The organism is Polynucleobacter sp. AM-25C3 (assembly GCF_018882335.1).
Lineage (GTDB): Bacteria > Pseudomonadota > Gammaproteobacteria > Burkholderiales > Burkholderiaceae > Polynucleobacter.
In genome coordinates this window covers 88,129-112,469 of sequence record NZ_JACVOS010000005.1, presented here as the reverse complement: position 1 = coordinate 112,469, position 24,341 = coordinate 88,129, and the positions used below count along the sequence as shown (strand labels likewise).

24 protein-coding genes are annotated in these 24,341 nt (G+C 46.6%); 4 read left to right on the top strand and 20 right to left on the bottom strand.

All coding sequences use genetic code 11. The annotated features are described in order from the left end of the window. Positions 1–6: 6 nt before the first annotated feature. The 7 genes from ICN12_RS04865 to ICN12_RS04835 all read right to left on the bottom strand — a co-directional run bounded on the left by ICN12_RS04865 (position 7) and on the right by ICN12_RS04835 (position 5,700). Positions 7–906 carry a DUF6492 family protein gene (locus ICN12_RS04865; protein WP_216862143.1) on the bottom strand — a complete coding sequence of 300 codons (900 nt, stop codon included), beginning with the start codon at positions 904–906 and terminating at the stop codon, positions 7–9. 15 nt (positions 907–921) lie between these two features. Beyond that, positions 922–2,289, bottom strand: coding sequence for a glycosyltransferase family protein (locus ICN12_RS04860; protein WP_370624939.1), 1,368 nt, complete (start codon positions 2,287–2,289; stop codon positions 922–924). Positions 2,290–2,308: 19 nt separating this feature from the next. Then, entirely contained in the window at positions 2,309–3,277 is a 969-nt protein-coding gene (locus ICN12_RS04855) for an aspartate carbamoyltransferase catalytic subunit (protein ID WP_216271080.1), read from the bottom strand. After that, positions 3,274–3,780: a bifunctional pyr operon transcriptional regulator/uracil phosphoribosyltransferase PyrR gene (pyrR, locus tag ICN12_RS04850; protein WP_216271078.1), complete on the bottom strand. Its 507-nt coding sequence runs from the start codon at positions 3,778–3,780 to the stop codon at positions 3,274–3,276. Before pyrR ends, ICN12_RS04855 begins: the two co-directional genes overlap by 4 nt. A gap of 1 nt (position 3,781) precedes the next feature. Continuing rightward, positions 3,782–4,207 carry a Holliday junction resolvase RuvX gene (ruvX, locus tag ICN12_RS04845; RefSeq protein WP_216271076.1) on the bottom strand — a complete coding sequence of 142 codons (426 nt, stop codon included), beginning with the start codon at positions 4,205–4,207 and terminating at the stop codon, positions 3,782–3,784. Beyond that, positions 4,200–4,784, bottom strand: coding sequence for a YqgE/AlgH family protein (locus tag ICN12_RS04840; protein ID WP_216271281.1), 585 nt, complete (start codon positions 4,782–4,784; stop codon positions 4,200–4,202). Before ICN12_RS04840 ends, ruvX begins: the two co-directional genes overlap by 8 nt. A 97-nt stretch (positions 4,785–4,881) precedes the next feature. Next, positions 4,882–5,700, bottom strand: coding sequence for a YdcF family protein (locus tag ICN12_RS04835; RefSeq protein WP_216271074.1), 819 nt, complete (start codon positions 5,698–5,700; stop codon positions 4,882–4,884). A 78-nt stretch (positions 5,701–5,778) separates the two neighbouring features. Between ICN12_RS04835 and ICN12_RS04830 the strand changes: the two genes are divergently transcribed. Together ICN12_RS04830 and ICN12_RS04825 are read left to right on the top strand one after the other, a co-directional pair. After that, on the top strand, positions 5,779–7,269 hold the full coding sequence (locus ICN12_RS04830) for a cryptochrome/photolyase family protein (RefSeq protein WP_216271072.1): 1,491 nt from the start codon (positions 5,779–5,781) through the stop codon (positions 7,267–7,269). A gap of 40 nt (positions 7,270–7,309) precedes the next feature. Further along, complete coding sequence (locus ICN12_RS04825) at positions 7,310–8,149, top strand: symmetrical bis(5'-nucleosyl)-tetraphosphatase (RefSeq protein WP_216271070.1); 840 nt, start codon at positions 7,310–7,312, stop codon at positions 8,147–8,149. A gap of 22 nt (positions 8,150–8,171) precedes the next feature. On the opposite strand, the gene hemL is transcribed toward ICN12_RS04825, so the two are convergent. The 10 genes from hemL to ICN12_RS04775 form a co-directional block, all read right to left on the bottom strand. After that, entirely contained in the window at positions 8,172–9,464 is a 1,293-nt protein-coding gene (gene hemL, locus ICN12_RS04820; RefSeq protein ID WP_216271068.1) for a glutamate-1-semialdehyde 2,1-aminomutase, read from the bottom strand. Between the two features lie 56 nt (positions 9,465–9,520). Further along, the gene (locus ICN12_RS04815; protein ID WP_216271066.1) at positions 9,521–9,691 is read right to left on the bottom strand and encodes a rubredoxin; all 171 of its coding nucleotides are present in this window, start codon (positions 9,689–9,691) and stop codon (positions 9,521–9,523) included. A 33-nt stretch (positions 9,692–9,724) separates the two neighbouring features. Then, positions 9,725–11,191 (bottom strand): THUMP domain-containing class I SAM-dependent RNA methyltransferase, encoded by a 1,467-nt coding sequence (locus tag ICN12_RS04810; RefSeq protein WP_216271064.1) that lies wholly within the window; start codon positions 11,189–11,191, stop codon positions 9,725–9,727. Between the two features lie 56 nt (positions 11,192–11,247). Continuing rightward, on the bottom strand, positions 11,248–11,673 hold the full coding sequence (locus tag ICN12_RS04805; protein ID WP_216271062.1) for a CopD family protein: 426 nt from the start codon (positions 11,671–11,673) through the stop codon (positions 11,248–11,250). A 52-nt stretch (positions 11,674–11,725) separates the two neighbouring features. Beyond that, entirely contained in the window at positions 11,726–13,012 is a 1,287-nt protein-coding gene (locus tag ICN12_RS04800; RefSeq protein ID WP_255537700.1) for a glutamate-5-semialdehyde dehydrogenase, read from the bottom strand. A 60-nt stretch (positions 13,013–13,072) separates the two neighbouring features. Next, on the bottom strand, positions 13,073–14,134 hold the full coding sequence (gene holA / locus ICN12_RS04795) for a DNA polymerase III subunit delta (protein WP_216271060.1): 1,062 nt from the start codon (positions 14,132–14,134) through the stop codon (positions 13,073–13,075). A 19-nt stretch (positions 14,135–14,153) separates the two neighbouring features. After that, the gene (locus tag ICN12_RS04790) at positions 14,154–14,681 is read right to left on the bottom strand and encodes an LPS-assembly lipoprotein LptE (protein WP_216271058.1); all 528 of its coding nucleotides are present in this window, start codon (positions 14,679–14,681) and stop codon (positions 14,154–14,156) included. 36 nt (positions 14,682–14,717) lie between these two features. Further along, positions 14,718–17,390 carry a leucine--tRNA ligase gene (gene leuS, locus ICN12_RS04785; protein ID WP_216271057.1) on the bottom strand — a complete coding sequence of 891 codons (2,673 nt, stop codon included), beginning with the start codon at positions 17,388–17,390 and terminating at the stop codon, positions 14,718–14,720. A gap of 51 nt (positions 17,391–17,441) precedes the next feature. After that, positions 17,442–18,242, bottom strand: coding sequence for a 4-hydroxy-tetrahydrodipicolinate reductase (gene dapB, locus ICN12_RS04780; RefSeq protein ID WP_216271276.1), 801 nt, complete (start codon positions 18,240–18,242; stop codon positions 17,442–17,444). 69 nt (positions 18,243–18,311) lie between these two features. Beyond that, positions 18,312–19,031, bottom strand: a complete 720-nt coding sequence (locus tag ICN12_RS04775) for an outer membrane protein assembly factor BamE (protein ID WP_216271055.1) — start codon at positions 19,029–19,031, stop codon at positions 18,312–18,314. 43 nt (positions 19,032–19,074) lie between these two features. Here ICN12_RS04775 and fur point away from each other — a divergent pair, with 43 nt between their 5' ends. Continuing rightward, a complete protein-coding gene (gene fur, locus ICN12_RS04770; RefSeq protein WP_216271274.1) occupies positions 19,075–19,533 on the top strand; it encodes a ferric iron uptake transcriptional regulator in 459 nt (152 codons plus the stop codon). Between the two features lie 130 nt (positions 19,534–19,663). Here the strand turns inward: fur and gap are convergent, their stop codons facing one another. Beyond that, positions 19,664–20,692, bottom strand: a complete 1,029-nt coding sequence (gene gap / locus ICN12_RS04765) for a type I glyceraldehyde-3-phosphate dehydrogenase (protein WP_216271053.1) — start codon at positions 20,690–20,692, stop codon at positions 19,664–19,666. Positions 20,693–20,739: 47 nt separating this feature from the next. Next, positions 20,740–22,752: a transketolase gene (gene tkt, locus ICN12_RS04760; RefSeq protein WP_216271051.1), complete on the bottom strand. Its 2,013-nt coding sequence runs from the start codon at positions 22,750–22,752 to the stop codon at positions 20,740–20,742. 43 nt (positions 22,753–22,795) lie between these two features. On the opposite strand from tkt, the gene ICN12_RS04755 reads away from it, so the two are divergent. Next, complete coding sequence (locus ICN12_RS04755; RefSeq protein WP_216271048.1) at positions 22,796–23,557, top strand: 16S rRNA (uracil(1498)-N(3))-methyltransferase; 762 nt, start codon at positions 22,796–22,798, stop codon at positions 23,555–23,557. A 37-nt stretch (positions 23,558–23,594) separates the two neighbouring features. Here ICN12_RS04755 and ICN12_RS04750 read toward each other — a convergent pair whose 3' ends face one another. Beyond that, positions 23,595–24,215, bottom strand: a complete 621-nt coding sequence (locus ICN12_RS04750; RefSeq protein WP_216271047.1) for a barstar family protein — start codon at positions 24,213–24,215, stop codon at positions 23,595–23,597. Positions 24,216–24,341: the final 126 nt, after the last annotated feature.

The following is a 24,341-nucleotide window of genomic DNA, read 5'->3' as shown; positions in this document are numbered from 1 at the left end:
CTATTATTAGATGTAACTCTGCAGATAGCGCCCAAATCGCTTAAGGCGACGCAAAAGACGTGATGGCAATGACTTATTCGAAAGGCCAATCTGATTATCGCTGTCCCAAGCAGATTGATAGATGACGCCCAAATAATGTCGCGCCATTTTTTCTTCCGTCTCACCGAGACGTTTCATTAGAAAATATTGCCAGTCATAGTGATACGCTCTGAATAAAGGCTCAATTGCAATCACCGGAATTGCACGATACTTCAATAAAGCTTCACAGTAGATTAACGACTCCGGAAATTCTGGGGTAATTAAGTTCCAGATAGTCATACCTTGTGGCTGCAAATACTCCTGATCCAAGGATTTCCAGACTCTCGCTGACCAATTAAAAGGTGATGGTGCGCCATAAAAATTCGGGCCTGACCGCCCAAACAAGGCCTTTACTCGCTCTGCCTCCACTCGTAAATCTCGCTCAACTTTTATATGGCCACGGTTATCGGCCATTTGAAATAACTCCTTATTCTGATGCAAAACGGTATAAGGCACCTTGTCATTAGTCACAAAATCAGATTGCCTGAAGTCGCGAATAAATTTGCTGTCAGAATCCAAGCAAAGATAGTTCTCAGCTAAACCGAGACGCCAAAACTCAGCTTTGACGATTTGCTGAGAAAGTCCTCCGGGCATTGCTAAATACTGATCTAAGCTGGCCTTGGGATTGGCGGCGATAATATCTTCATCGGCGATCCAGACGTAATTCTGCTTACCCAAAACCTCCTCGAGAAACCCTCTCTCAGAGCTTGGAGTCGAAATGTAAAACGGGATTTGATCAATGTTATGCCGCTTGATGGACTCTAAGAGATTTTTGAGACGCAGAAAATCCCCCGAGTAGGATTTGCAATAAAGGACGAAGTCTTTCAAATGAATTTCCGTTCTTTATTTTGATCTATTTTGGACTTGGGTCAGAATGGTATTGACTGCCTGGTCTACACCAATCGGCCTCCAAGTCGGTTGAATTAACTGCTGACTGTTCCAGTCTAACCAAATTTTTTCCAAGGCAACTGCGATCTCTGTTGCATCGTTCTGCGGACTCAGATAAGCGCCTCTATCTAAGAGCATTTGATCTAGCTGTGGATTGCGGTGTGTAATCCCCCAGATCGGGCGCCCCGTCCATAGATAATCATAAAACTTGGATGGGATGTATTCTGCGCACCACTCATCATTTCCATGCAACAAGATCAACACATCAGCGGCTTGCATTTTTTCGGCCACCTGTTGACGACCTGATTTGCCAGTAGCTGAATCCCTCTCCAAGCGGCCGTGCGCTAGCAAAACATCCTCAAAACCCAATTGCTTGATAGCGTCTATCGAGAGTGAATCTAGAGGCGCGCCATAAGCATGCACTCGAATCCGATCTCGAGCCTCTGGATATTTTTTTAGTAGAGGAACAAGCGCCTTCAGAATTGTTGAGAGTGAACGATCATTTGCAAGGGAACCAAAATGACATAAGTTGAGACGGTCTGTGTATTGATGCGATTGATTCGCATCTAGACTTCCAGGAGGCTCGGCGCCTGGGGTCACTACAAACCCATGCGCATTATTGGTGGTATTGAGATTGGGATTGCGCACCTTAGCGTAATGTAAAGCACCATCGGTAAACCACCACACTTTGTCAGAAAACCGAGTAAGTTGATTTTCTAAATAGTGGCGAAAACGAGCGTCACGATTTTTGGATTTTTCAAAGCCCTGATCATCTGGGCTCTTACGAATGACTAAAGGATCATGTACCTCTGAAATTAGCTCAATGCCAGTTGCCTTTTTTAGCCAAACCCCAGTTAAGTGTGCAGACCATGCGCTGCCCACTGAAAAGACAACATCGACTTTGCCCGCACGAATCAAACGCCACCCATGAAAAAACGCAGGCAATGTCCAAGACCACTGACTTGAGTAACCCAGCAATAACTTCTCAATTGCAATCAATGGTGAAAGCAATAATGAAACTGTTCTTGTCGTTAATTTATAAATAAATCCCCGACCATACTTATTCGCCACCCAGTGTCGCAAATCAAATCGAAATCCTGAAGGACCCCAAGCGATGAACTGGTAATGGGGAAAGCGCTGATCTTTGATCCCAGTAATTGCGCTAAATACGATGGGTTCTACACCAGCCTCCAGCAGATAGGGAATCTTATCGGTAACGGTCAAACTCGCAGCACGACCATCCATATTGAATGCATGACTCAAAATGAGCCAACGCTTCTTGTCAGTAACGGAGGGTAACTGAATGGTTCCTTGAGTGCTCACTGAGCTATATCCGATCTAACTAGTTGCCAGCAATAATCGACATGACCGCCATGCGCACCGCAATACCAAAAGTAACCTGATTCAGAATGACTGACTGGGGGCCATCGGCCACGGCCGAATCGATTTCCACGCCGCGATTCATGGGGCCTGGATGCATGACGATTGCATCAGGTTTTGCCAAAGCCAAACGTGTCGGAGTTAAACCATACTGCTTAAAGAAGGCATCACCCTCTGGTACTTGCCCCGCCTCCATGCGCTCCTTCTGAATACGCAAGGTCATGACGACATCAACGCCCTTCAAGCCCTCCTCCATGCTGTGAAAGACCTTGACACCCAACATATCCAAATCATTTGGCAAGAGGCTCTCTGACCCAATCGCCCGAATATCAGTACAACCTAAAGTTCGCAAAGCGCAAATATTGGATTTAGCAACGCGGCTATGAACAATATCGCCAACGATAGCTACTTTCAAGCCACTAAAGTCTTTCTTAAAATGACGCATCGTATACATGTCCAACAAACCCTGGGTTGGATGCTGATGGCTGCCATCACCTGCGTTGACTACGTGTACATGCGCAGGGACATGTTGCGCAATTTCAATAGGCGCCCTTGAAACACCATGTCGCACAACAAAGATATCGGCCTGCATTGCGACCAAGTTATCAATCGTATCTAAAAGACTTTCGCCTTTAGCGGTTGAAGAGGTAGAGATATCCAAGTTAATAACGTCTGCCGACAAGCGCTTAGCCGCAATCTCAAATGTAGTGCGTGTACGCGTGGAGTTTTCAAAGAAGAGGTTAAATACGCTCTTGCCGCGAAGCAATGGAACTTTCTTTACTTCTCTTGTGGGATCCGTCACGCTGACAAACTGTTGCGCAGTATCTAGGATGTGGATGATTTGCTCTTTTGGCAAACCCTCTAAGGTCAATAAATGGGTTAACTCACCGGCGGCATTAAATTGATTTACTGGGTTATTAATCCCGCTCATTCTGCACGCCCCTCCAATTGAAAGCTGAACTTACCAGCGCCATCTTTTTCTAACACTAAAATTTGATTGTCCGGAATACTCACCTGCTCTCCCACAAAGTCAGCTGAGATCGGCAACTCACGATTCTCACGATCTGCTAAGACCATGAACTCTACTTGCGCAGGTCTACCAAAATCAAATAACTCATTGAGGGCTGCACGGACAGTTCGCCCTGTGAGCAATACATCGTCAATCAAAATGATGTTTGTGCCGTTCACTTCGAAAGGAAGATGGGTGGGCATGGTGCTGGCGGTACGAAGCGCTGTTATCCCCTTCTCGGCATAGTCATCTCGATGAAACGCCACATTAATGACGCCGTACTGAGCCAATTGCAAGTCCGATGCTAAGCGTTCAGCAATCCAAGCGCCACCCATTGCAAGACCAGCCAATTCAAATGCATCTCCAGCATCTTTACGCTTGCGTAATACCTCTAGCAATTTTAGATAGGACTTTTCTGCATTCATCTCAATTAATCCAATTCTTCTCTAAAAAATACTGCTCCAAAATTAAGGCCGCAGACTCGGCATCCAAATTGTCTCGCATGTCTGGATTTCCCTCTAAAACCGCTGAGGTGTAGCGCTCATCCACCCATTCGACTGGCAAATGAAAGCGGCCATGCAGTTGATTACCAAAGCGATGGGCCTTTGCACTCATTTCATGCTCAGTGCCATCAGGATGGCAGGGCAATCCAACTACCAGGCGGTTTGGTTGCCACTCCTTCAGCAAGTCCTCAATCGCCTTAAAAGAAGCATCGCTAGATGACTCAGCAATGGATTTCAGGGGCTGCCCTAGCTTTGTTACCGTATTTCCGACTGCAACACCAATACGCCGTGTTCCATAGTCAAAAGCCATGATGGTGAAGTCCTTATCCACCTTGGTGCCCTTAGGCATGCCCTGCCTCGCCCGATAAATGCGAAGGATCAAATCCGAGGTGGCCCATGGTCCGCTCATAGCGCTGACTAGAGGGGGTATCAAAAATGATGTCAATCATTTGTTCTTGCGACAAAGGAACGTTAATCCAACCATTGAGGGTGATTTCTTCTTCAAGCTGACCCGCACTCCACCCCGCATAACCCAAGGTCATCAGGAATTTACTGGGCCCATTGCCTGCCGCCACTGCCTCTAGGACATCTTTAGAGGTGGTCATGGTTAAGCCCCCAGGAACAGCCAAGGAGGAGCTATATAGCACTTCCGCAGTAGGTTCATGCAATACAAAGCCTCGCTCTATTTGGACCGGGCCACCAAAATACACTGGTTGATCCGATACTGGCTCAGCCTCCAGTTTGATCTCAATCTTTTCAAATAAAGCCCCCATATCGAGCTCGGTAGGTCGGTTAACCACCAAACCCATAGCGCCTCGTTCGGTATGCTCAAAAAGATAAATAACAGAACCTGCAAAATTGGGATCCACCATACCAGGCATAGCAATGAGGAATTGATTGGCAAGATGGTCCGCAGAAAATGAAATGGACTGCCCCATCTCAGAGGTCTGAGTGGGTGCTGGAGGTTGACCCACAGGGGCTTTTTTAGCCATGTTCATGTGGGTTTATTTTACCGAATTATTATCAGATCTTGCCGGTAATCCAGTAAGCCAGAAGCCCAATGAGCTCGTGCATCGACTTATTCCAGTTTTGGACCCCATCCTCCAGATCAAATCGTCCCCAACGCAAGCGGTGCCCAGTTTGGTAATCCACGGGAATCGGAATGACCTCAATTCCTTGTTTTTGGAAAATCTTCAATGAGCGATACATATGCGATGCTGAAGTTATCAGCAGCCACGGTTTTGGGGATTGATCGGCTTGAGCAACACCTTGAGCCCCTAGCTCCAAAATCATCGGCTTCATGTACAGCACATTCTCATAAGTATTGCGGGATTGATTTTCATAATGGGCGTTTGTCTCTGGCAAACCCTGCTCTAAAACTAGTTGCTTGAAGGCATCGGCCTCTGACATTCCGATGGGAGATAGGCGCCCAGAGAAGCCACTAAAGATAAAGGGTAAATCGGGATATTTTCGAATGAGTTCAAACGCCTTGGTGACACGCTCAGCCGAGGAATAAATTGATACCTCACCCCGATCCCAAGCAATTTCTCCGCCCTCAATTGCGCCACCCAAAATAATGATTCCACCAAAGTCTTTTTCTGACATTTGCGCAAGATTGACTTTAGGGGCTGCGTCCTCAAGAGCCCTTAAAAAGACCTCAGAAGTTGGCAACCAAGCAACGATGAATAAATCTGCCAAAGCCAGCAATAGAAATCGTCTACATAGATGAGGTTTTCTGAGGCCCATAAATAACAGGCTTAGCAACACAAACACAATCACCCAATTTAGCGGTTCAATACAAAACTGCACAATCTTTGAGAAAACAAAAAATAAGGTGTCCATAAATTAGCGATCTATTAATAAGTAGGATATTACTCGGATGCCGAGCAAGTGAGTTCAATAAGCCCTAATATAGGGGCTATGCAAAAAGCTCTGGTTTGGCTCCGTCGTGATTTACGCCTGTATGACAATGCCGCACTTCATCACGCTCTTAAAAATAATACCCAGGTTTGGCTAGCATTCATTTTTGATACCGACATTCTGGATCCGTTGAAAGCTAAAGATTTAGATGCAGGTGGCCTCAAGCATGATCGGCGCGTAGACTTTATATGGCAAGGCCTGAAGCAGATTGATGAAGAATTGCGTAAGCAAGGTGGCGGACTCATTGTTCAATTTGGAAAACCCACCATCTGCATTCCAAAAATAGCCGAGATCTTGGGCGTTAATTCCGTCTATACCAATCAGGACTATGAGCCCTCAGCAATCGCACGTGATGCTCAAGTTGAAGTCTCTCTAGAAAAGCTAGATATTCAATTCCAGACCTTTAAAGATCAAGTCATCTTTGAAAAGAAAGAAATTCTTACGAATTCCAATACGGTGTTCTCGATCTTTACGCCTTATAAAAACAATTGGCTTAAAACCTTGCAAGAAAAAGATATTGCTGCTTACGAATGCACCCCCGATAAGGGTCAGTTCGCTGCCATTCCAAAAGCATTACAAGCACCCTTCCCGTCCCTAGAGACTATGGGCTTTTGCCCTACCGGAATTGAAGCCTACCTTCCGCCAGGATCCGAAGGTGGACAAAGTTTCTTAGAAGACTTCCTCCACCGCATCGATCAATATCAGATTGGTAGAGATTTCCCAGCCATTAAAGGCGTGAGCTATCTGTCCACCCACCTACGCTTTGGCATGCTCTCTATTCGAGGTTTAGTTCGTGAAGCACATCGCCGCATGCTTGCTGGCAGCATGGGTGCAACGATTTGGTTAAGCGAGCTCATCTGGCGTGATTTTTATTTCATGATTCTTGCCAATCACCCCCGCTTGGCCCATGGAGTAGCGTTCAAACCCGACTATGACAATATCCAATGGGAAAGCGGAGCTCACGCCCAGAAATTATTTAGAGCTTGGTGTGATGGCAAAACTGGCTATCCATTAGTAGATGCGGCCATGTGCCAGCTTAACCAAAGTGGCTATATGCATAACCGCCTACGTATGGTAGTTGCCAGCTTTCTGACTAAAGATTTAGGCATTGATTGGCGCTGGGGTGAAATGTATTTCGCAAAACACCTGAATGACTTTGAGCTTTCATCCAATAATGGTGGATGGCAATGGGCCTCTTCTTCAGGATGCGATGCGCAACCTTACTTCCGAATCTTCAACCCGATTACGCAATCGCAAAAATTTGATCCTGAAGGGAAATTCATTCGTCGCTATTTGCCACAGCTCGAAAAACTCTCCAAGAGGTCAATCCATGCGCCATGGGAAGCCGGTCATATCGAATTAGAATCAGCCGGAATCCTCTTAGGGCGAGACTATCCCCTGCCGATCGTTGATCATGATGAGGCGCGTAAGAAGACTTTAGTGCGTTATAGCGTAGTCAAGAAAATGACATCTGAAGCTCCTGGCCTGTGAAGTATTTAAACCCAGCTCTCAATCCGATTTAATATAGGGCATGAGCAAGATCTATGCAGTTGGCGATATTCAGGGATGTGCACCTTCCTTAAAGAATCTCGTCAAAAAACTCCCCACCAAGTCAAAAATGATTTTTTTGGGCGATCTCGTGAATCGCGGCCCCGATTCCTTGGGAACATTGCGCTACCTCAAGCAACTACAAGAAAAAGGACGCATTGAATGCATCCTTGGGAATCATGACCTGCATTTACTAGCGGTAGATGCAGGTCTACGCAAGACTAAAGGCTTAGACACTGTTCAACCTATCCTAAAAGCACCCGATAGGGCTGAGCTCATATACTGGTTGCGGCACAGACCCATGGCGCTGAGTAAGGGGAAAGTACTTACCGTGCATGCAGGCGTCTTACCCCAGTGGGATCTTCAGCAAACACTAGAATGTGCCCACGAAGTAGAAATAGCACTTCGCAAAAAATCCTATAAAGATTTTTTAGCCAATATGTATGGCAATACCCCAAGGAAATGGAGTGACTCCCTCAAGGGCTACGAGCGCCTCCGCGTCATTACCAACGCGCTCACTCGCGTTCGCTTTTGTACCCCTGCGGGTACGATGGAGTTTGACAGCAAAGAAGGCTTTGAGAATGGGCCCAAAGGATATGTTCCTTGGTTTAAAACGCCCAAAAGAAAAACTCAAGATACCCTCATTTACTTTGGGCACTGGTCAACATTGGGCCTGCTTCGATATCAGAATGTCATCGGCCTAGACACTGGATGCGTCTGGGGAGGTAAGCTTACTGCGATGGAAATTCCTGACTCTGGAAAAGCCAGCAAAAAGCTAGAAATGATTCAAGTGGCTGGCTATGACCACCCACTCAGGATGTAAATCCTTTTTAGACTGCCTTAATTTACAGCTTCTTAAATGAAGTTCGTGCCGCTGCAATAATCTCTTCCAAGATGGTATTGTCATGGGCGATAGAAGTAAATCCAGCCTCATATGCGGATGGCGCAAGGTATACACCTTCATCTAACATCAAGTGAAAGAATTTCTTAAACGCTTCAATATCGCTTTTCGTCACAGCCTCAAAAGAAGTAGGAACCTGATTGGCAAAATACAAGCCAAACATGCCGCCAACACTATCTACTGCAAAAGGCACACCCGCTTCATCTGCTGCCTGCTTAATACCTGCCATCAGTTTTTCTGTTTGGCCCGTCAAGCATTCATAGAAACCTTCTCGAGAAACAATCTCCAGCGTCTTTAACCCTGCAGCAACCGCAACAGGATTACCCGACAAAGTGCCCGCTTGATACACATTGCCCAGCGGTGCCAACTTAGACATGATTTCTTTTTTACCGCCAAAAGCGGCCATCGGCATACCACCACCCATGACCTTGCCAAGACAAGTGAGGTCAGGAGTAATACCTTGTAAAGATTGAGCGCCGCCTAAGGCAACCCTAAAGCCTGTCATCACTTCATCGTAAATTAGTACGCTGCCATGCTGACTTGTAAGTTGACGTAGTGTTGCGAGAAATTCTGTTGAAGGTTTAATCAGATTCATATTGCCAGCAATCGACTCAATGATGACTGCCGCAATCTGATCGCCCTGCTTCTGAAATACTTCTTCAAGGGCCGCAACATCGTTGTATGGCAACACCAAAGTATGTTTAACCAAATCTTGCGGCACACCGCCAGAAGATGGCGCATTCTGAGTGGAGTCAGCAAATGTGAGCAAACCAGACCCGGCTTTTACTAAAAGACTGTCAGCGTGTCCGTGATAGCAGCCCTCGAATTTAATAATAAGATCGCGACCGGTATAACCTCGGGCAAGGCGCAATGCGCTCATCGTAGCCTCGGTACCGCTTGATACCATGCGCACTTGTTCAATACTGGGCACCAACTCACAAATGCGCTCTGCTAATTCAATTTCACCTTCAGTTGGCGCGCCATAACTAAAGCTAGTTTCCGCAGCCTGCTTTACCGCCTCAACTACTTCAGGGTGCGCGTGACCCGCAATCATGGGACCCCAAGACATAATTAAATCAATATAGCGTTTGCCTTCAGCATCCCAAAAATAAGGGCCTTTGGCCTTGGTAACAAAACGGGGTGTACCACCAACCTGACGAAAAGCGCGTACGGGCGAGTTCACACCCCCAGGAATCGTCTTTTGCGCGCGCTCAAATAAGATGTCATTTTGTCCCAAGATGCTTTTCCTGACTTTGCTAATTAATTTAAATATTGTTTACGTGGCTCGATCTATTAGATCGCCATCATTTCAAAATCTTCTTTGCGTGCACCGCACTCTGGACACGTCCAGTTCATCGGCACATCCTTCCAAAGCGTTCCCGGTTCAATACCTTCTTCAGGCTGACCAGTTGCTTCGTCATAAACCCAACCGCAAATTAAGCACATATATGTTTTAAATTCCATCTTCGTCTCTTTCTTTAATGCTTTTATCTCTATTTATTTTAAATCTGCTGTGGCATCGCGTTTTTGATGCATCTCAAATTTAAAGAGCCTACATTCGAGCGGGCCATTAAACAATGGGGTGCGCTTTGACTCCTTAATACGCAACTGCCCTGGTAATGCCATATCTGCCGTCAGAACAAATACATTCCAGCCGCCAAAGGCATCTTTCAAATGTTGGCCAAACTGTCTCAGGAATTCTACAAACTTGGGATCTTGCTCTTCTTGAGCCTGCAACTGCTTTAGGGACTCGCGACTAGAGCGTTTAGCGCTTTGACGACCCGTTTCCAGGTTATACGCAAAGCGATCTTCTGGCTCTTCAGCCTGATCGTAAGAATCATGATCAGCGCCACTGCCGGTTTCACGATCTTGACCTCGCCCTCCTTTAATCACCAAACGCTCACCATAGGGAGGGTTGAGCAACATCACACCATCTTTAGCATGCACTGGTGGCTTGCTAGCCAAAGCATCAACCTGGCGAGTCACTGGCAAACCAGGTAACTGAGCGCGCTGCCAATTACCTTTAAACATAGCTACTAAACGCTCATTAATATCACCACCGCTAATGCCTAAAGACTCAGAGTCCGGGAACTGTTTGCGCCTTTCCATCATCTCAGCCTGTGCAGCATCTTTCAAAGTCCCCCAGCGCTTTTGCTCGGCAGCCTCATTAAAAGGCTTTAGCCTCTGGAAACCAAAGCCATGAGCAGAGGTGACTAATGGACGATAGGCCAAGCGACTCGGCTTAGCATCATCACCATACATCCCCGCCCGAATGGCTCCTGGCGGAATGGCCAAAGCAATTTGTGCAGCCTCGATCAAAAAGGTTCCGCTACCGCACATGGGATCAAATAAGCTTTGCGTCGGCTTCCAGCCAGTAATTGACAGGATACCTGCGGCTAAATTTTCTTTCAGAGGTGCATCACCCTTTTCATCGCGCCAACCTCGCTTAAATAAAGCTTCGCCTGAGGTATCCAAATAGATAGTGGCATGCGTTGCTGTGAGATGAGCCTGAACACGCACATCTGGAAAAGCCGTATCAATACTCGGGCGATCGCCAGTGACATCGCGCAAGCGATCAACAATCGCATCCTTAATTTTCAGGGTAGCGAAATTCAAGCTCTTTAATGGGGAGCGGTGTGCGGTGACATCAACACGCAGGGTTTGTTTAGAAGAAAACCACTCCTCCCAAGCTAAGCCACTAGCTAACTTATATAAATCCTCTTCCTGGCGGTATGACGATTCCGCCATCTGCATGAGGACGCGACTTGCAATTCGTGAATGTAGGTTCAGAGCCATCGCAGCAGAAATCGGAGCGGCCAAGCCTACTCCGCCCGTTGGGCTAGTAGGCGTGGGATCAATCACCCAAGCACCCAGAGCTTTACAGTCAGGGCGCTGTGCAATATTTGCTAGCTCTTGTGCAAGAGGCACCTCCAGTCCACTTGGACAAACAACAAAAAATCTCATGAGGCTAGCAATCTAAAAAGGGGTGAAGTAAAAAAATAAATAGTTAGGAGTCAGCATCAAGGCTTAATCACTACCAAAGCGGTCACAATCAATAGCAGGATCACTGGAACTTCGTTAAACCAGCGATACCAAACTCCTGAGCGGGTATTAGCACCGTTGCGGAACTTTTTGAGCAAGCTCCAACAAGCATGGTGGTAACCAATCACCAAAATGACAAAGAACACTTTGGCATGCATCCAGACCTCACCAGTACCAATCTTGAAATGTAACCAGAGAGTTAAACCCAGTAATACCGCAGGCACCGCCAAGATGGTCATGAACCTAAACAGGCGATCAGCCATCCCAAGAAGACGTGCGTAGGCCTCAGGATTTTTTTCATCAACTAAGTTCACAAAAATGCGCGGGAGATAAAACAAACCCGCAAACCAAGAGGCAATCAAGACAATGTGAAGTGTCTTGGTCCATAAATATGCATTGCCCATGATGAATAATTTCCGTTCTATATTTTTTCTGTGGTTTTTTAATGAGACTTAATTAAGTACGAATCTCGCCATGACCCATGACGATGTATTTAAGGGAAGTGAGGCCATCTAAACCCACGGGACCACGGGCATGTAATTTGTCATTGGAGATGCCAATTTCTGCGCCTAGGCCATATTCAAAGCCATCCGCAAAACGGGTACTGGCGTTGACCATCACGCTTGCACTATCTACCTCACGCAAGAAGCGCTTGGCTTGTGCCTGATTATTGGTAATGATGGCATCAGTATGCTTACTGCCATATTGCTCAATATGGCCCATCGCCTCATCGATATCCGCTACAGTTTTGATCGACAAAATCGGTGCCAAATATTCTGTTTGCCAATCCTCTTCAGTCGCATCGACTAAATTCTGAAATCCTGCGGCTTCCAATGATTTACGTGTGAGTGCATCAACACGCAACTCGACGCCCTTATCTTGGTAGATTTTGCATAGGGCTGGCAGCACTTGTGGGGCTATAGCTTTATTTACTAATAAAGTCTCCATCGCATTACAAGGTGCATAGCGCTGGGTCTTGGCGTTATCGCACACCTTAATGGCCATAGCAACATCTGCATCTGCATCTATATAGGTATGGCAAATACCATCCAAGTGTTTAATCATGGGTACGCGAGCTTCAGCCATTAAGCGGGCAATTAAACTCTTGCCGCCACGAGGAACAATCACATCAATGTATTCCGTCATGGTGATCATTTCACCAACTGCGGCGCGATCTGTTGTAGTCACCACCTGAACAGCATCCATCGGCAAATTAGCGGCATCCAATCCCTCTTGAATTAACTGGGCCAACAAGGCATTTGAATCAATCGCCTCTGAACCGCCGCGCAAAATGACGGCATTACCGGATTTAAGACACAGTGCTGCGGCATCAATGGTCACATTAGGGCGAGACTCATAAATGATGCCAATGACTCCGAGTGGAACACGCATCTGACCAAGCTCAATACCAGAAGCTTGCTTTTGCAATGGGGTGATCTTCCCAATCGGATCATCTAGAGAAACAATTTGCTCCAAACCCAGAGCCATAGATTCAATCGTCTTTGGAGTCATGGTGAGACGGTCAATAAATGCGGCATCTTGACCATTGGTTTTTGCACGAGCAACATCCAATGCATTCACCCGCTGAATTTCCTCAGTGCGCTGACGCACTAAATTCGCGATATGTAATAGCGCCTGGTTTTTCTGCTCGCTTGATGCCCGGGCCATAGCACGCGATGCCTGACGAGCACGTTGGCCAATATCTTGCATCATCTGCTGAATGGTGTTTGTTGAATTGCTCATATCTTTACTGTGTGTAATGAAAATGGTTAACTAATATCTATTTCAAATATCTGAATGCATTTACCGCAAAAGATTGCCTACCAAACGCAATCCATCCCAAGGATCTGCCGGTAACTCCGCCGCATGCAAGCCCTTAGCCTGACGGTCCAAACCTGCGGCCACCTGCATTGCTCTGCGCAATTTCAAGGGCTGCACTCGTTTTAAGGCCATAGGATATAAACGTTCCTTATTACCCCAAATTCGGTTAGCGCGCATTAAATTCTGTACTGATTCACCGGCATCACTCGCTGCCTTTAGTTTCGATAGTATCCGAAGCTCTTCGGTTACGCTCCACAGAATCAGCACTAAAGGCTCACCCTCGCCTTTGAGACCATCTAACATCCGATTCAGCCGAGAAAGATCTCCAGCTAACATGGCCTCAGTTAACTCAAAAACGTTATAACGCGCAACTTTCAAAATAGCAGACCGAATTTGCTCTTCAGTAAGCACTCCCGTGGGATGCAATAAACCCAGCTTCTGAATTTCTTGATGGGCAGCAATAAGATTGCCCTCCACCTGTTCGGCAATAAAACTCAAAGCACGCTGCCCCTCTGGCCCTGGCTGCACTTCTTGGCCCTGCTTCTTTAAGCGCCCTGCAATCCACTGCGGTAGCTGTGAGCGGTCCAAAGAATCTAACTGAATCGCCATACCCGCTTCATCTAGCGCACTAAACCATGCTGAAGTTTTGGTTTTGCCATCTAATTTAGGCAGAATGATGCAAAAAATGGTGTCTGGGCCATCAGGCCCCACTGCTTGAGACTCGATTTGCGAGGAGAACTGCTTGAGCGCCTCCGCACCATCACGTCCAGGCTTCCCCGTTGGGATACGTAACTCCACCCAGCGCTTGTCTCCGAACAAAGACATAGTTTGCCCAGCACTTAAGAGTGCACTCCAATCAAAACCACGCTCCTGCAGGAGAACTTCGCGATCGGTGTAGCCCATTTTTTTGGCGATAGCACGCAACTGATCCATTGCCTCCATCATCAGAAGAGGCTCATCACCACTAAATATATAAAGGGGTTTTAATGATGCCGCTGAATTGAGCGACTTCAAATGAATCTGCAGGGCATCGCTCTTAACCATGCGATTTGACCGTCATTCTTTAAAAGCTTTTAGCTTGTGGTGCTCGAGCAGAAGCAGCAACACGTCGCAAAATCTGTACCGCAAGATCTCGACGCATCAAAGACAGAAATTGCTGTGTTTGAACATCGGTCGCCAAAACTGTAGATACCGAGAAGTCCATATCGCGAGTCATATAGATTTCAGCTTCGGGCACTACGTCTGCTCCAGCATTGTCATATGCCCTAAACCCAACGCGAATGTTAAGGCGATATGCAGATACTTGACCATTGGAGTTATAGGCCAAGATCTCACGTCCATTGAGATCACTGGTGATTTCTAAAATCAGGTCAGCATCTTTAGGATTAATTGCTACCTTCGCATCCGTACCAGTCAAAATTGCAGTTTGTAAATCAGCACGCAAAGGTGGTGATGGGCTACCAGTAATCGCGATAACCTTGAATGGCAAATCAACCATGCCACGCAAACGATAGCCACAAGCGATCAAACCGCTGACCGGTGCTAAAGCAAGAAACCCAAGCATAGTACGTCGAAAGTGATTTACGCTCATGTGTTCAGTCTCTACTCAAAGTCATGCGTTAGCAATCTAAGCAACAATATTAATTAAGCGACCTGGCACCACAATCACTTTTTTTGGAGCTGCGCCATTTAAGGCCTTTACTGCAGACTCACTTTGCAATGCTAAAGCCTCTATTTGCTCTTTAGTGGCATCCGCAGGTACCCGAATATCCCCACGCAATTTGCCATTAATTTGCAGCATGATGGTCAGCTCAGTTTGAATCAGCGCCGCTTCATCTACTGCCGGCCATGGTGCATCCAATAGAGTGCCGAAAGATATATTGCAGCCAATTTCATTCCAGAGGGCATGCGTCAGGTGAGGCACTACCGGGTAAAGCACCCGAATCAAAATACTTAAACACTCACGCAACACAGCAGGTCGCACTGCAGTCTTATCACCCAATTTCACAGGCTCTAAGACGTTCAGCATCTTCATTGCGGCAGAAACTACCGTGTTGTACTGGCGACGCTGATAGTCAAAATTCGCCTGCTTCAGAATAGCGTGTACTTCACGACGCAATTCTTTTTCAGCATCATTCAAATCGCTTGGCAATACTTCACCAGCAGCTCGAATTGCATCGGCCTGGCTGCTGGAATACATCCATACACGCCGCAAGAAACGGGAGGCACCTTCTACGCCTGCGCTAGACCATTCAAGCTGCTGCTCTGGTGGTGCCGCAAACATCACAAATAGGCGTGCAGTATCAGCACCATACTGATCAATTAAGGCCTGAGGATCAACGCCATTATTTTTACTCTTAGCCATCTTCTCAACGCCACCAATAATCACTGGTGTGCCAGAAGTATCGCCTTTCAATTTAGCGCTTTGAGGACGACCCTTGTCATCTAACTCGAGCTCAACATCCAAAGGATTCAACCAAGTTTTTTTACCGGATGCTTCTTCAGAGTAATAAGTCTCGTTCAGAACCATACCTTGCGTCAGCAAGTTTTGGAACGGCTCATCAAAGGTAATGAGATCGAGATCGCGCATCACCTTAGTCCAGAAGCGCGCATAGAGTAAATGCAAAATCGCATGCTCAATACCGCCAATATATTGATCCATTGGCATCCAGCATTCGTTGCGTCCATCAACCATCGTCTTCGCATCTGGGCCGGTATAGCGCATGAAATACCATGAAGAATCTACGAAGGTATCCATGGTGTCAGTCTCACGACGGGCAGGCTTGCCACATGTTGGACACTTCACATTCAGGAAGTCGGCACGTTTATTGAGTGGATTGCCGCTGCCATCTGGCACACAGTCTTCAGGCAACACTACTGGCAGATCTGCTTCTGGTACGGGAACTGCACCGCAACCAGGATTACTCTCATCACCACAATGAATAATCGGAATCGGTGTTCCCCAATAGCGCTGACGAGAAATACCCCAATCACGCAAACGATATGTGGTCTTAATTTCTCCAATACCCATTTGCTCTAAATCTTTGGCTACCGCATCGACTGCCGCTTCATGTGAAAGGCCATCGTACTTACCGCTGTTCAGACAAACAACATCATCTTTCTGGGCATACCAATCTTGCCAGTGGCTAGTATTGAACATCTCCGAAGGGGTACGCAAAGCAATCACTTGCTTAATCGGTAAGTCATATTTAAGAGCAAACGCAAAGTCACGCTCATCGTGTGCAGGCACACCCATGACGGCACCATCGCCATAGGACATCAATACATAGTTGCCCACCCAAACTGGAACGGGCTCTTTGGTGAGCGGATGCGTCACATAAAGACCTGTGAATATCCCTTCTTTTTCTTGAGTGGCCAGATCTGCCTCAATCACGCTACCCGTTTTGCATTTCTCAATAAAGGCAGCAAGCTCGGGATTGTTATTGGCGGCCAGTGTTGCTAATGGATGCTCGGCCGCAACGGCGCAGAAAGTAACACCCATAATGGTGTCGGCACGCGTCGTAAATACATACAGCTGACCATCTTGAACAAAATTGCCATGCGCATCAGCAATCTCATGCTTGAATGCAAAACGCACACCACGGCTCTTGCCAATCCAATTCTGCTGCATGGTCTTAACACGCTCGGGCCATCCCAAGCCATCCAAACCAGAAAGCAGTTGTTCTGCATAAGCGGTAATATTGAAGTAGTAACCTGGGATTTCGCGCTTCTCAACCAAAGCACCAGAGCGCCAGCCGCGCCCATCAATTACCTGCTCATTAGCCAATACCGTTTGATCAATTGGATCCCAATTCACGACTTGGGTCTTGCGATAAGCAATCCCCTTTTCGAGCATCTTCAAAAAGAGCCATTGATTCCAGCGATAGTAATCAGGGCTACAAGTAGCAACTTCGCGCGACCAATCAATTGCTAAACCCATCGCCGACATTTGCTTTTTCATATAAGCAATGTTGTCGTAGGTCCATTTGGCTGGCGGCACCTTATTCTGAATGGCGGCATTTTCAGCGGGCATACCAAATGCATCCCAGCCCATCGGCATTAAGACGTTATAGCCTTGCATGCGTAACTGTCTTGCCATCACATCATTGATGGTGTAGTTACGAACGTGGCCCATATGCAACTTACCGGATGGGTAAGGCAACATGGAGCAGGCATAGTATTTTGGTCTTGGCTTACCGGAAGCGTCTACTGCGTTCTCAGCAACCTTGTAGGCTTGCGCACTTTCCCAGTCAGCGCGTGCTGCCGCCTCAATACTGCGGTGGTCGTAATCCTTACTCATTCAATACAACTCTTTTCTTCTATTCTGATTTACTGAGCTAAGCTCGTCAATTTACTTGCGCAAGCCAAGCACATCTTGCATGTCATATAAGCCCGAGCTCTGACCTTGCAAGAAGCGTGCTGCGCGCAAAGAACCTTGTGCATAGGATTGACGGCTTGAAGACTTATGACTAATCTCGATGCGCTCACCCTCACCTGCAAATAGGACGGTGTGATCGCCAACAATATCTCCACCACGAATGGTTGCAAAACCAATGGAGCCTGCTTTACGTTCACCGGTATGGCCTTCACGAGCATACACAGCAACGTCATCTAATTTCTCACCTAGCGCATCCGCAATCACTTCACCCATTTTGAGTGCGGTACCTGACGGAGCATCTACTTTGTGGCGATGGTGGGCTTCAATAATCTCAATGTCGTAACCTTCGCTCAACATCTTCGCAGCAATCTCTAACAACTTAAATGTCGCATTGACACCTACGCTCATGTTTGGCGCAAATACGATGGCTAAATTTGCAGAGGCTGTTTTAAGACTAGCAATTTGCTCTGAACTTAATCCAGTGGTGCCAATAATCATTTTGCTACCGGTCTTTTGCGCCACAGCCAAATGCGCCATAGTGCCTTCTGGACGTGTGAAGTCAATCAAAAAATCAGCGCTGCTCAAAGCCTTCGCAATATCCGATGCAATTGCTACGCCAGTTTTCTTACCCAAGAACGCACCTGCATCTTCACCCAGTAGCGGGCAAGACTCATGCTCCAGCGCACCAACTAACTCAGCATCTGAGCAATTGAGCACAGCCTCGATCAACATTTTTCCCATGCGGCCGGTAGCACCAGCAATTGCGATTTTCATCATTTATATCTTCGCTTCTTATTAAAGGTTGCCGAAAGAAATCACTCAGCATCAACACAACAGTAATCTTTATTTAGCTTCACTAGCCTGCGGAACGTTGAGAGCGCCAGGGCCTAAGGGTTGAGGCTCAGGCTGTGCATCTGGCGATTTTTTTGAAAAACTAAAAAAGTCCCAAAAAGAACTACTAGCGGGCGCTGCAGGCACAGGCGCCCCAGCTGGTAAATTATTTGTCGGACTGGGAACCAGCAACTCCGGCTGTTGTAAAGGTGGAGTTACTGGAGGCTTGTTCGATCCAGTCATGACATCCCAGAATGAGCGCTTGGTTTTTGCATAGCCATCAATCTCGGCAACCAATTCAATTTCAGTCGGCAAGGCATCGCCTTGGAACTTGACTAACTTATCGCCTTCGAAAAATACGGTAACGCGACGCTCTTTGCTCATTTGCTGTCCTGAGCGCTTGAACTCAAAAACATAATCCCAGCGATTCGCATGGAAATAACTAGCAAGTAGGGGCGTTCCGAGAATCTGGCGAACCTGCTCGCGACTCTGACCAACCTGCAGCTTGGCGTATTGCTCGCTCGAAATAAAGTTGCCCTGCACTACGTCAGGAACATAAGGCCTAAAGACTTTATTCATCCAGGCGCGTTGAGTGTCATCAACGGCGCTCGTGCAACCGGAAATAATCAGTACCCCGCCTACTGAGGCAACTACCAACCCAAAACGAGCATGGCGTAAAACCCCAGAAATGGAATGGAAAAAACTAGTAAAAAGTTGAAGGCAATTTTGCATGGCAGGCCGTATCATTAAGACATTGATTTTAGCTCCCAAACCAATGAATATGAACCAAAACCCCACTCCAGCAGATTTACGCGATATTGGCCTTAAGGCGACCGGTCCACGCATGAAAATCTTGGACTTTTTTCATCAAAATGGTGGGACCCACTTTAGCGCTGAAGATGTCTTTATGGCATTGGCTAAAGATGACAAAGAAATCGGTTTGGCAACGGTTTACCGGGTTCTCACCCAGTTTGAGCAAGCAGGGCTATTGCTCCGCAGCCATTTTGAGTCTAGCAAGGGTGACAGTAGAGCTATTTATGAGCTCAATGAGGGTCAGCATCACGACCACTTGGTCTGCCTAGATTGCGGACATGTGGAAGAGTTTGTCGATGAGGCTATTGAAAAAAGGCAGCGCGATATCGCCAAAAACCTGGGTTTTAAGCTCCAGGAGCACTCATTAGCCTTGTATGGCCACTGCCAAAAGAAGAATTGCCGTAGCAAACCAAAGTCCTAAATAAGGGGCCAAACAAGCCATATCTTATAAAAGATATCGACAGATAATGAAAAAAGACCTCAATTGAGGTCTTTTTTGCATACAAAATAAGGTTTTAAGTGATTTTAGCCTTTAAACACCAGTCAACTACTTACTTAACAGCCATCAATGCCTCAGCAGCATTGAGCATTTGAACTGAATAGCCCCATTCGTTGTCATACCAAGCCAAGACCTTGACCAACTTACCATCAGCGGAAACACGAGTCTGGGATGCATCGTAAATACTTGGGCGTGGGTCGTGATTGAAGTCAATGGAAACCAAAGGCAAGGTATTGAAGCCCAAAATACCCTTCAACTCGCCTTCACTTGCAGTTTTGAGGATAGAGTTCACTTCATCCACGCTAGTGGCGCGGCTAGCAGCAAAAGTTAAGTCCACAACAGAAACGTTAATCACCGGCACGCGCATCGCAAAACCATCAAAGCGCCCTGCTAAAGCTGGCAATACCAATCCAACTGCTTTTGCAGCACCTGTCTTGGTGGGAATCATGCTGGTCACAGCAGAACGGGCACGGCGCATATCCTTGTGATACACGTCAGTCAGAACCTGATCATTAGTAAAGGCATGAATCGTGGTCATCAAGCCAGACTCGATACCAATCTTTTCTAGCAATGGCTTAACCAATGGGGCTAAACAGTTGGTTGTGCAACTGGCGTTAGAAACCACTACGTCACTTGGCTTCAACACTTGCTGATTCACACCATAAACAATCGTGGCATCTACATCTTTTTCACCTGGAGCGGAGATCAATACCTTCTTCGCGCCCTGAGAAATATGCACCATGGCTTTTTCTTTTGAAGTGAATTTGCCAGAACATTCAAGCACCAAATCCACACCCAATTCACCCCAAGGGGTTTCTAAAGGATTGCGGGTAGAGAACATCTTGATGCGATCACCATTCACCACCATGCAATCGCCATCCACTTTTACTTCTGCAGGAAAACGACCGTGGGCAGAATCATATTGTGTGAGGTGGGCATTGATATCGATATCACCCATCGCGTTAATTGCGACGATTTGGATATCACGTCTAGGCTTGCCATTGACTTGATCTTCATACAAAGCACGTAAGACCATGCGACCGATACGACCATAACCGTTAATTGCGACACGAATTGTCATTCCATTCCCCTTACTAATATTAAATTCTTAAATAACTGCTTTGCTTCTTATCTCTTCTGTTTCTTTGCAATGCATTGCTTTACTGTTTTAGTGATCTGATCAACCGTTAAACCAAAATATTCATAGAGAACAGGTGCTGGAGCCGATTCACCAAAGGTATCAACGCCATGGACGGCAGCACAACCATACTTCCACCAGAAATCACTCACACCGGCTTCAACAGCAATGCGCGGAATATCCGAAGGTAATACTTTTGCTTTATAAGCAGCATCTTGCTGATCGAATACCGTGGTTGAAGGAATCGATACTACGCGAATACCAATCTTTCCTGCGCTATCTTTTTCTAAACGCTCAGCAGCTTGCAATGCCAAGGCAATCTCAGATCCCGTAGCAATAATCACAGCATTGATTTTTGATTTCTTGGGATCACGCAATACATATCCACCACGTGCAATATCTTTTACTTGCTGACCGTTACGCGGAACAAATGGGCAATTTTGACGACTGAAGATCAGAGCACTTGGGCCGTTCTTACGCTGAATCGCAGAGCCCCAAGCCACCGCACTCTCAGTGGTATCACATGGACGCCAAACCATCAGATTAGGTATCAAGCGCAAGCTGGCAATATGCTCAACGGATTGATGTGTAGGGCCATCTTCACCCAAACCAATAGAGTCATGTGTAAAGACAAAGATGCTACGCAACTTCATTAACGCAGCCATGCGCAAGGCATTACGACTGTAATCAGAGAAAGTTAAGAAGGTGCCGCCGAATGGAATATAGCCGCCATGCAAAGCGATGCCGTTCATGATAGCGCTCATACCAAATTCACGTACACCGTAATTGATGTGGTTACCCCATTGATCACCACGTACAGCTTTGCATGAAGACCAATTCGTTAAATTAGAACCCGTTAAGTCCGCAGAGCCACCCATGAATTCTGGTAAAGCAGGCGCCAAGGCCTCGATCGCATTTTGACTGGCTTTGCGAGTAGCAATGGTTTCTGCTTTGGTTTCACAAGTTTTTAAGTAAGCATCTAAAGTTTTAGAAAAATCTTTAGATAAGTCACCTTGCATGCGGCGCTGTAATTCAGAGGCGAGTTCTGGGTATTTATTTTTGTATGCTTGGAACTCTTTATTCCACTCATGCTCAGCAGCTTGGCCACGTTTCTTAAAATCCCAAGCGTCATAAACATCTTTTGGAATTTCAAATGGTGCATAAGGCCAGTTCAATGCAACGCGGGTTGCAGCAATTTCAGTAGCGCCCAAGGGGGAGCCGTGAACCTTATCGCTACCCGCCATATTAGGAGAGCCTTGACCGATTGCCGTCTTGCAACAAATCAATGTCGGTTTGTCACTCTTCTTCGCTTTAGCAATGGCGCTAGAGACAGCCTCTGCATCATGACCATCTACATCGCGCAGAACATTCCAACCGTAAGCCTCAAAACGCTTTGGCGTATCTTCGTTAAACCAAGAAACCACTTTGCCATCAATCGAGATGCCGTTGTCATCCCATAGCGCAATGAGTTTATTTAACTTGAGTGTGCCAGCCAATGAACACACTTCATGACTGATGCCTTCCATCAAACAACCATCACCTAAAAATACATAGGTGTAGTGATCAACAATGTCATGGCCTGGACGATTAAATTCTTCTGCTAATAATTTTTCTGCAAGCGCCATACCAACCGCATTAGAAATACCCTGACCCAAAGGACCAGTAGTGGTTTCTACTCCGGGAGTAATTCCATATTCAGGATGTCCAGGAGTTTTGCTATGCAACTGACGGAAATTTTTCAACTCCCCAATCGGCAAGTCGTAACCGGTGAGATGCAGTAAGGAATACAACAACATCGAGCCGTGACCATTTGATAAAACAAAACGATCACGATTCATCCAATACGGATCTGTTGGATTGTGTTGCAAATGCTCATTCCATAGACCAACTGCAATATCAGCCATACCCATTGGCATTCCTGGGTGACCAGAATTGGCTTGTTGAACTGCATCCATGGATAAAGCACGAATGGCGTTTGCCATGCGAATTTGAAGGTTTGACATCGTGAATTGGGTCTCGGGAAAATTAATTAGCTATATTTCAGTAATGCCTCAATTTTATCTTCCCGGGCCATGGGAAAACCAAAAGCCAAACACCCTCACTCCTGAGCTTGCTCATCACTTGCGCGTCCGCCGCATCCAGGTTGGTGAATTCTTCCCTATCTTTGACGGAAAAGGACAAGTTGCCCAAGCGAAACTGCTTTCTCTGGGTAATAAGGCTGGCGAAGCGGAACTCAGCGAAATTCGCCTTGATACCCATCGTGAGAGCCCCTATGCAATCACCTTGGCCCAAGGCCTTGCTGGTGGCGACAAGATGGACTGGATCGTTGAAAAGGCTATAGAGACAGGCGCCCAAGTCATCGCTCCACTGCAGTGTGAGCGTTCAGTCATCAAATTAACGCGTTCTAGTGATGCTGAGCGGGCTCAAAAACGGCTTTTACATTGGGAGGGCATTGTGCAGGCGGCCTGCGAACAATGTGATCGTACGGTCTTAGCAACTGTAGAAGCCGTACAAAGTTTTGCAAGTTATCTACAGAAGCCACAAAAAGCCACACTTAAACTACTTTTAAGTCCTGATACTGACAAAAGCTTGTATTCCGTATTAATTGAAAGCCCACCGCAGGATGTGATTTTGATGATTGGGCCCGAGGGTGGGCATTCTCCAGAGGAAGAGGCTCAAGCTCAAGCTGCTGGATATCAGATTGTTTCTCTAGGAGATCGGATATTGCGAACCGAAACTGCTGGAATTGTGGCCATTACCGCTGTTCACAGCATTTGGGACCCAGAAATGCAAAATCGCCTCGAATAGAGGCGATTTTTTGCTGTTTTACTACTTACCCAGTTAATTAGGCAAAAGAGTAGAACACTCGGTAAGGAGTGCGACGCTCAGACCAGAAGTCCACAGCATCACGAAACACATCCAAAAGGGTCTCGCGAGCTTCTTTGTCAAACTTCTGAGTGCAAGGCAAACCTTCGAGCACGACTACGAAACCTGGCTGTGGGCCAGACTTATCGACAGTAGTCGTTAGAGCATCTAACAAAGGATCGAAATTCTTCGCCTGTTGCTTAGTAAATGTGTAGGCAATCGCAATGACTTCCAGAACTTCGCCTTTAGTCATTGCATTCGCACAATTAGCGTAAATGAAATGCTGGCCAAGCTCAGTAGCCGCTTCCTGTAAGTCAGGAGTGCGGAAAGCACGGATAGATTGCACGATGTTAGGGCGCACACTGCGCAACATTGCCGGCGGTCCGGCATCGCGAACGGCCAAAGCGGCACGCCAAGAAGCTGTCACTTTTTTCCCCGAAACTTGATTTGCTGCATAGGTTTGTAAACGAGATAAACCGCCCTCGGCGTAGATGTTGGCAGCGGATGACTCAGTTTCAAGTCGATCGTTACTATCCCAACTTTCAGCCCGACTATGTTCGTCGAAGCCTACTGTAGTGCCGTTTTCAGAGCGATTATTCATGATGGGTGCTAGGTTACCCTTAACACGCCATCAAATCAAGCCCAATTACAGTGCATTTTATATAAACCATTGATTTATATAATAATTATTTATGTTAGTTATCGCTAACTAACATAAATAAGATCC

Excerpts from the sequence above, each read along its gene's own strand:
- ICN12_RS04790 (WP_216271058.1), bottom strand. The coding sequence starts at position 14,681 with ATGAGCGTAAATCACTTTCGACGTACTATGCTTGGGTTTCTTGCTTTA.
- ICN12_RS04830 (WP_216271072.1), top strand. The coding sequence starts at position 5,779 with ATGCAAAAAGCTCTGGTTTGGCTCCGTCGTGATTTACGCCTGTATGAC.
- ICN12_RS04775 (WP_216271055.1), bottom strand. The coding sequence starts at position 19,031 with ATGCAAAATTGCCTTCAACTTTTTACTAGTTTTTTCCATTCCATTTCT.
- ICN12_RS04825 (WP_216271070.1), top strand. The coding sequence starts at position 7,310 with ATGAGCAAGATCTATGCAGTTGGCGATATTCAGGGATGTGCACCTTCC.
- pyrR (WP_216271078.1), bottom strand. The coding sequence starts at position 3,780 with ATGAATGCAGAAAAGTCCTATCTAAAATTGCTAGAGGTATTACGCAAG.
- fur (WP_216271274.1), top strand. The coding sequence starts at position 19,075 with ATGAATATGAACCAAAACCCCACTCCAGCAGATTTACGCGATATTGGC.
- ICN12_RS04750 (WP_216271047.1), bottom strand. The coding sequence starts at position 24,215 with ATGAATAATCGCTCTGAAAACGGCACTACAGTAGGCTTCGACGAACAT.
- gap (WP_216271053.1), bottom strand. The coding sequence starts at position 20,692 with ATGACAATTCGTGTCGCAATTAACGGTTATGGTCGTATCGGTCGCATG.
- leuS (WP_216271057.1), bottom strand. The coding sequence starts at position 17,390 with ATGAGTAAGGATTACGACCACCGCAGTATTGAGGCGGCAGCACGCGCT.
- holA (WP_216271060.1), bottom strand. The coding sequence starts at position 14,134 with ATGGTTAAGAGCGATGCCCTGCAGATTCATTTGAAGTCGCTCAATTCA.
- ICN12_RS04810 (WP_216271064.1), bottom strand. The coding sequence starts at position 11,191 with ATGAGATTTTTTGTTGTTTGTCCAAGTGGACTGGAGGTGCCTCTTGCA.
- ICN12_RS04815 (WP_216271066.1), bottom strand. The coding sequence starts at position 9,691 with ATGGAATTTAAAACATATATGTGCTTAATTTGCGGTTGGGTTTATGAC.
- ruvX (WP_216271076.1), bottom strand. The coding sequence starts at position 4,207 with ATGCCTAAGGGCACCAAGGTGGATAAGGACTTCACCATCATGGCTTTT.
- ICN12_RS04855 (WP_216271080.1), bottom strand. The coding sequence starts at position 3,277 with ATGAGCGGGATTAATAACCCAGTAAATCAATTTAATGCCGCCGGTGAG.
- tkt (WP_216271051.1), bottom strand. The coding sequence starts at position 22,752 with ATGTCAAACCTTCAAATTCGCATGGCAAACGCCATTCGTGCTTTATCC.
- ICN12_RS04805 (WP_216271062.1), bottom strand. The coding sequence starts at position 11,673 with ATGGGCAATGCATATTTATGGACCAAGACACTTCACATTGTCTTGATT.
- ICN12_RS04755 (WP_216271048.1), top strand. The coding sequence starts at position 22,796 with ATGCCTCAATTTTATCTTCCCGGGCCATGGGAAAACCAAAAGCCAAAC.
- dapB (WP_216271276.1), bottom strand. The coding sequence starts at position 18,242 with ATGAAAATCGCAATTGCTGGTGCTACCGGCCGCATGGGAAAAATGTTG.
- ICN12_RS04800 (WP_255537700.1), bottom strand. The coding sequence starts at position 13,012 with ATGAGCAATTCAACAAACACCATTCAGCAGATGATGCAAGATATTGGC.
- ICN12_RS04835 (WP_216271074.1), bottom strand. The coding sequence starts at position 5,700 with ATGGACACCTTATTTTTTGTTTTCTCAAAGATTGTGCAGTTTTGTATT.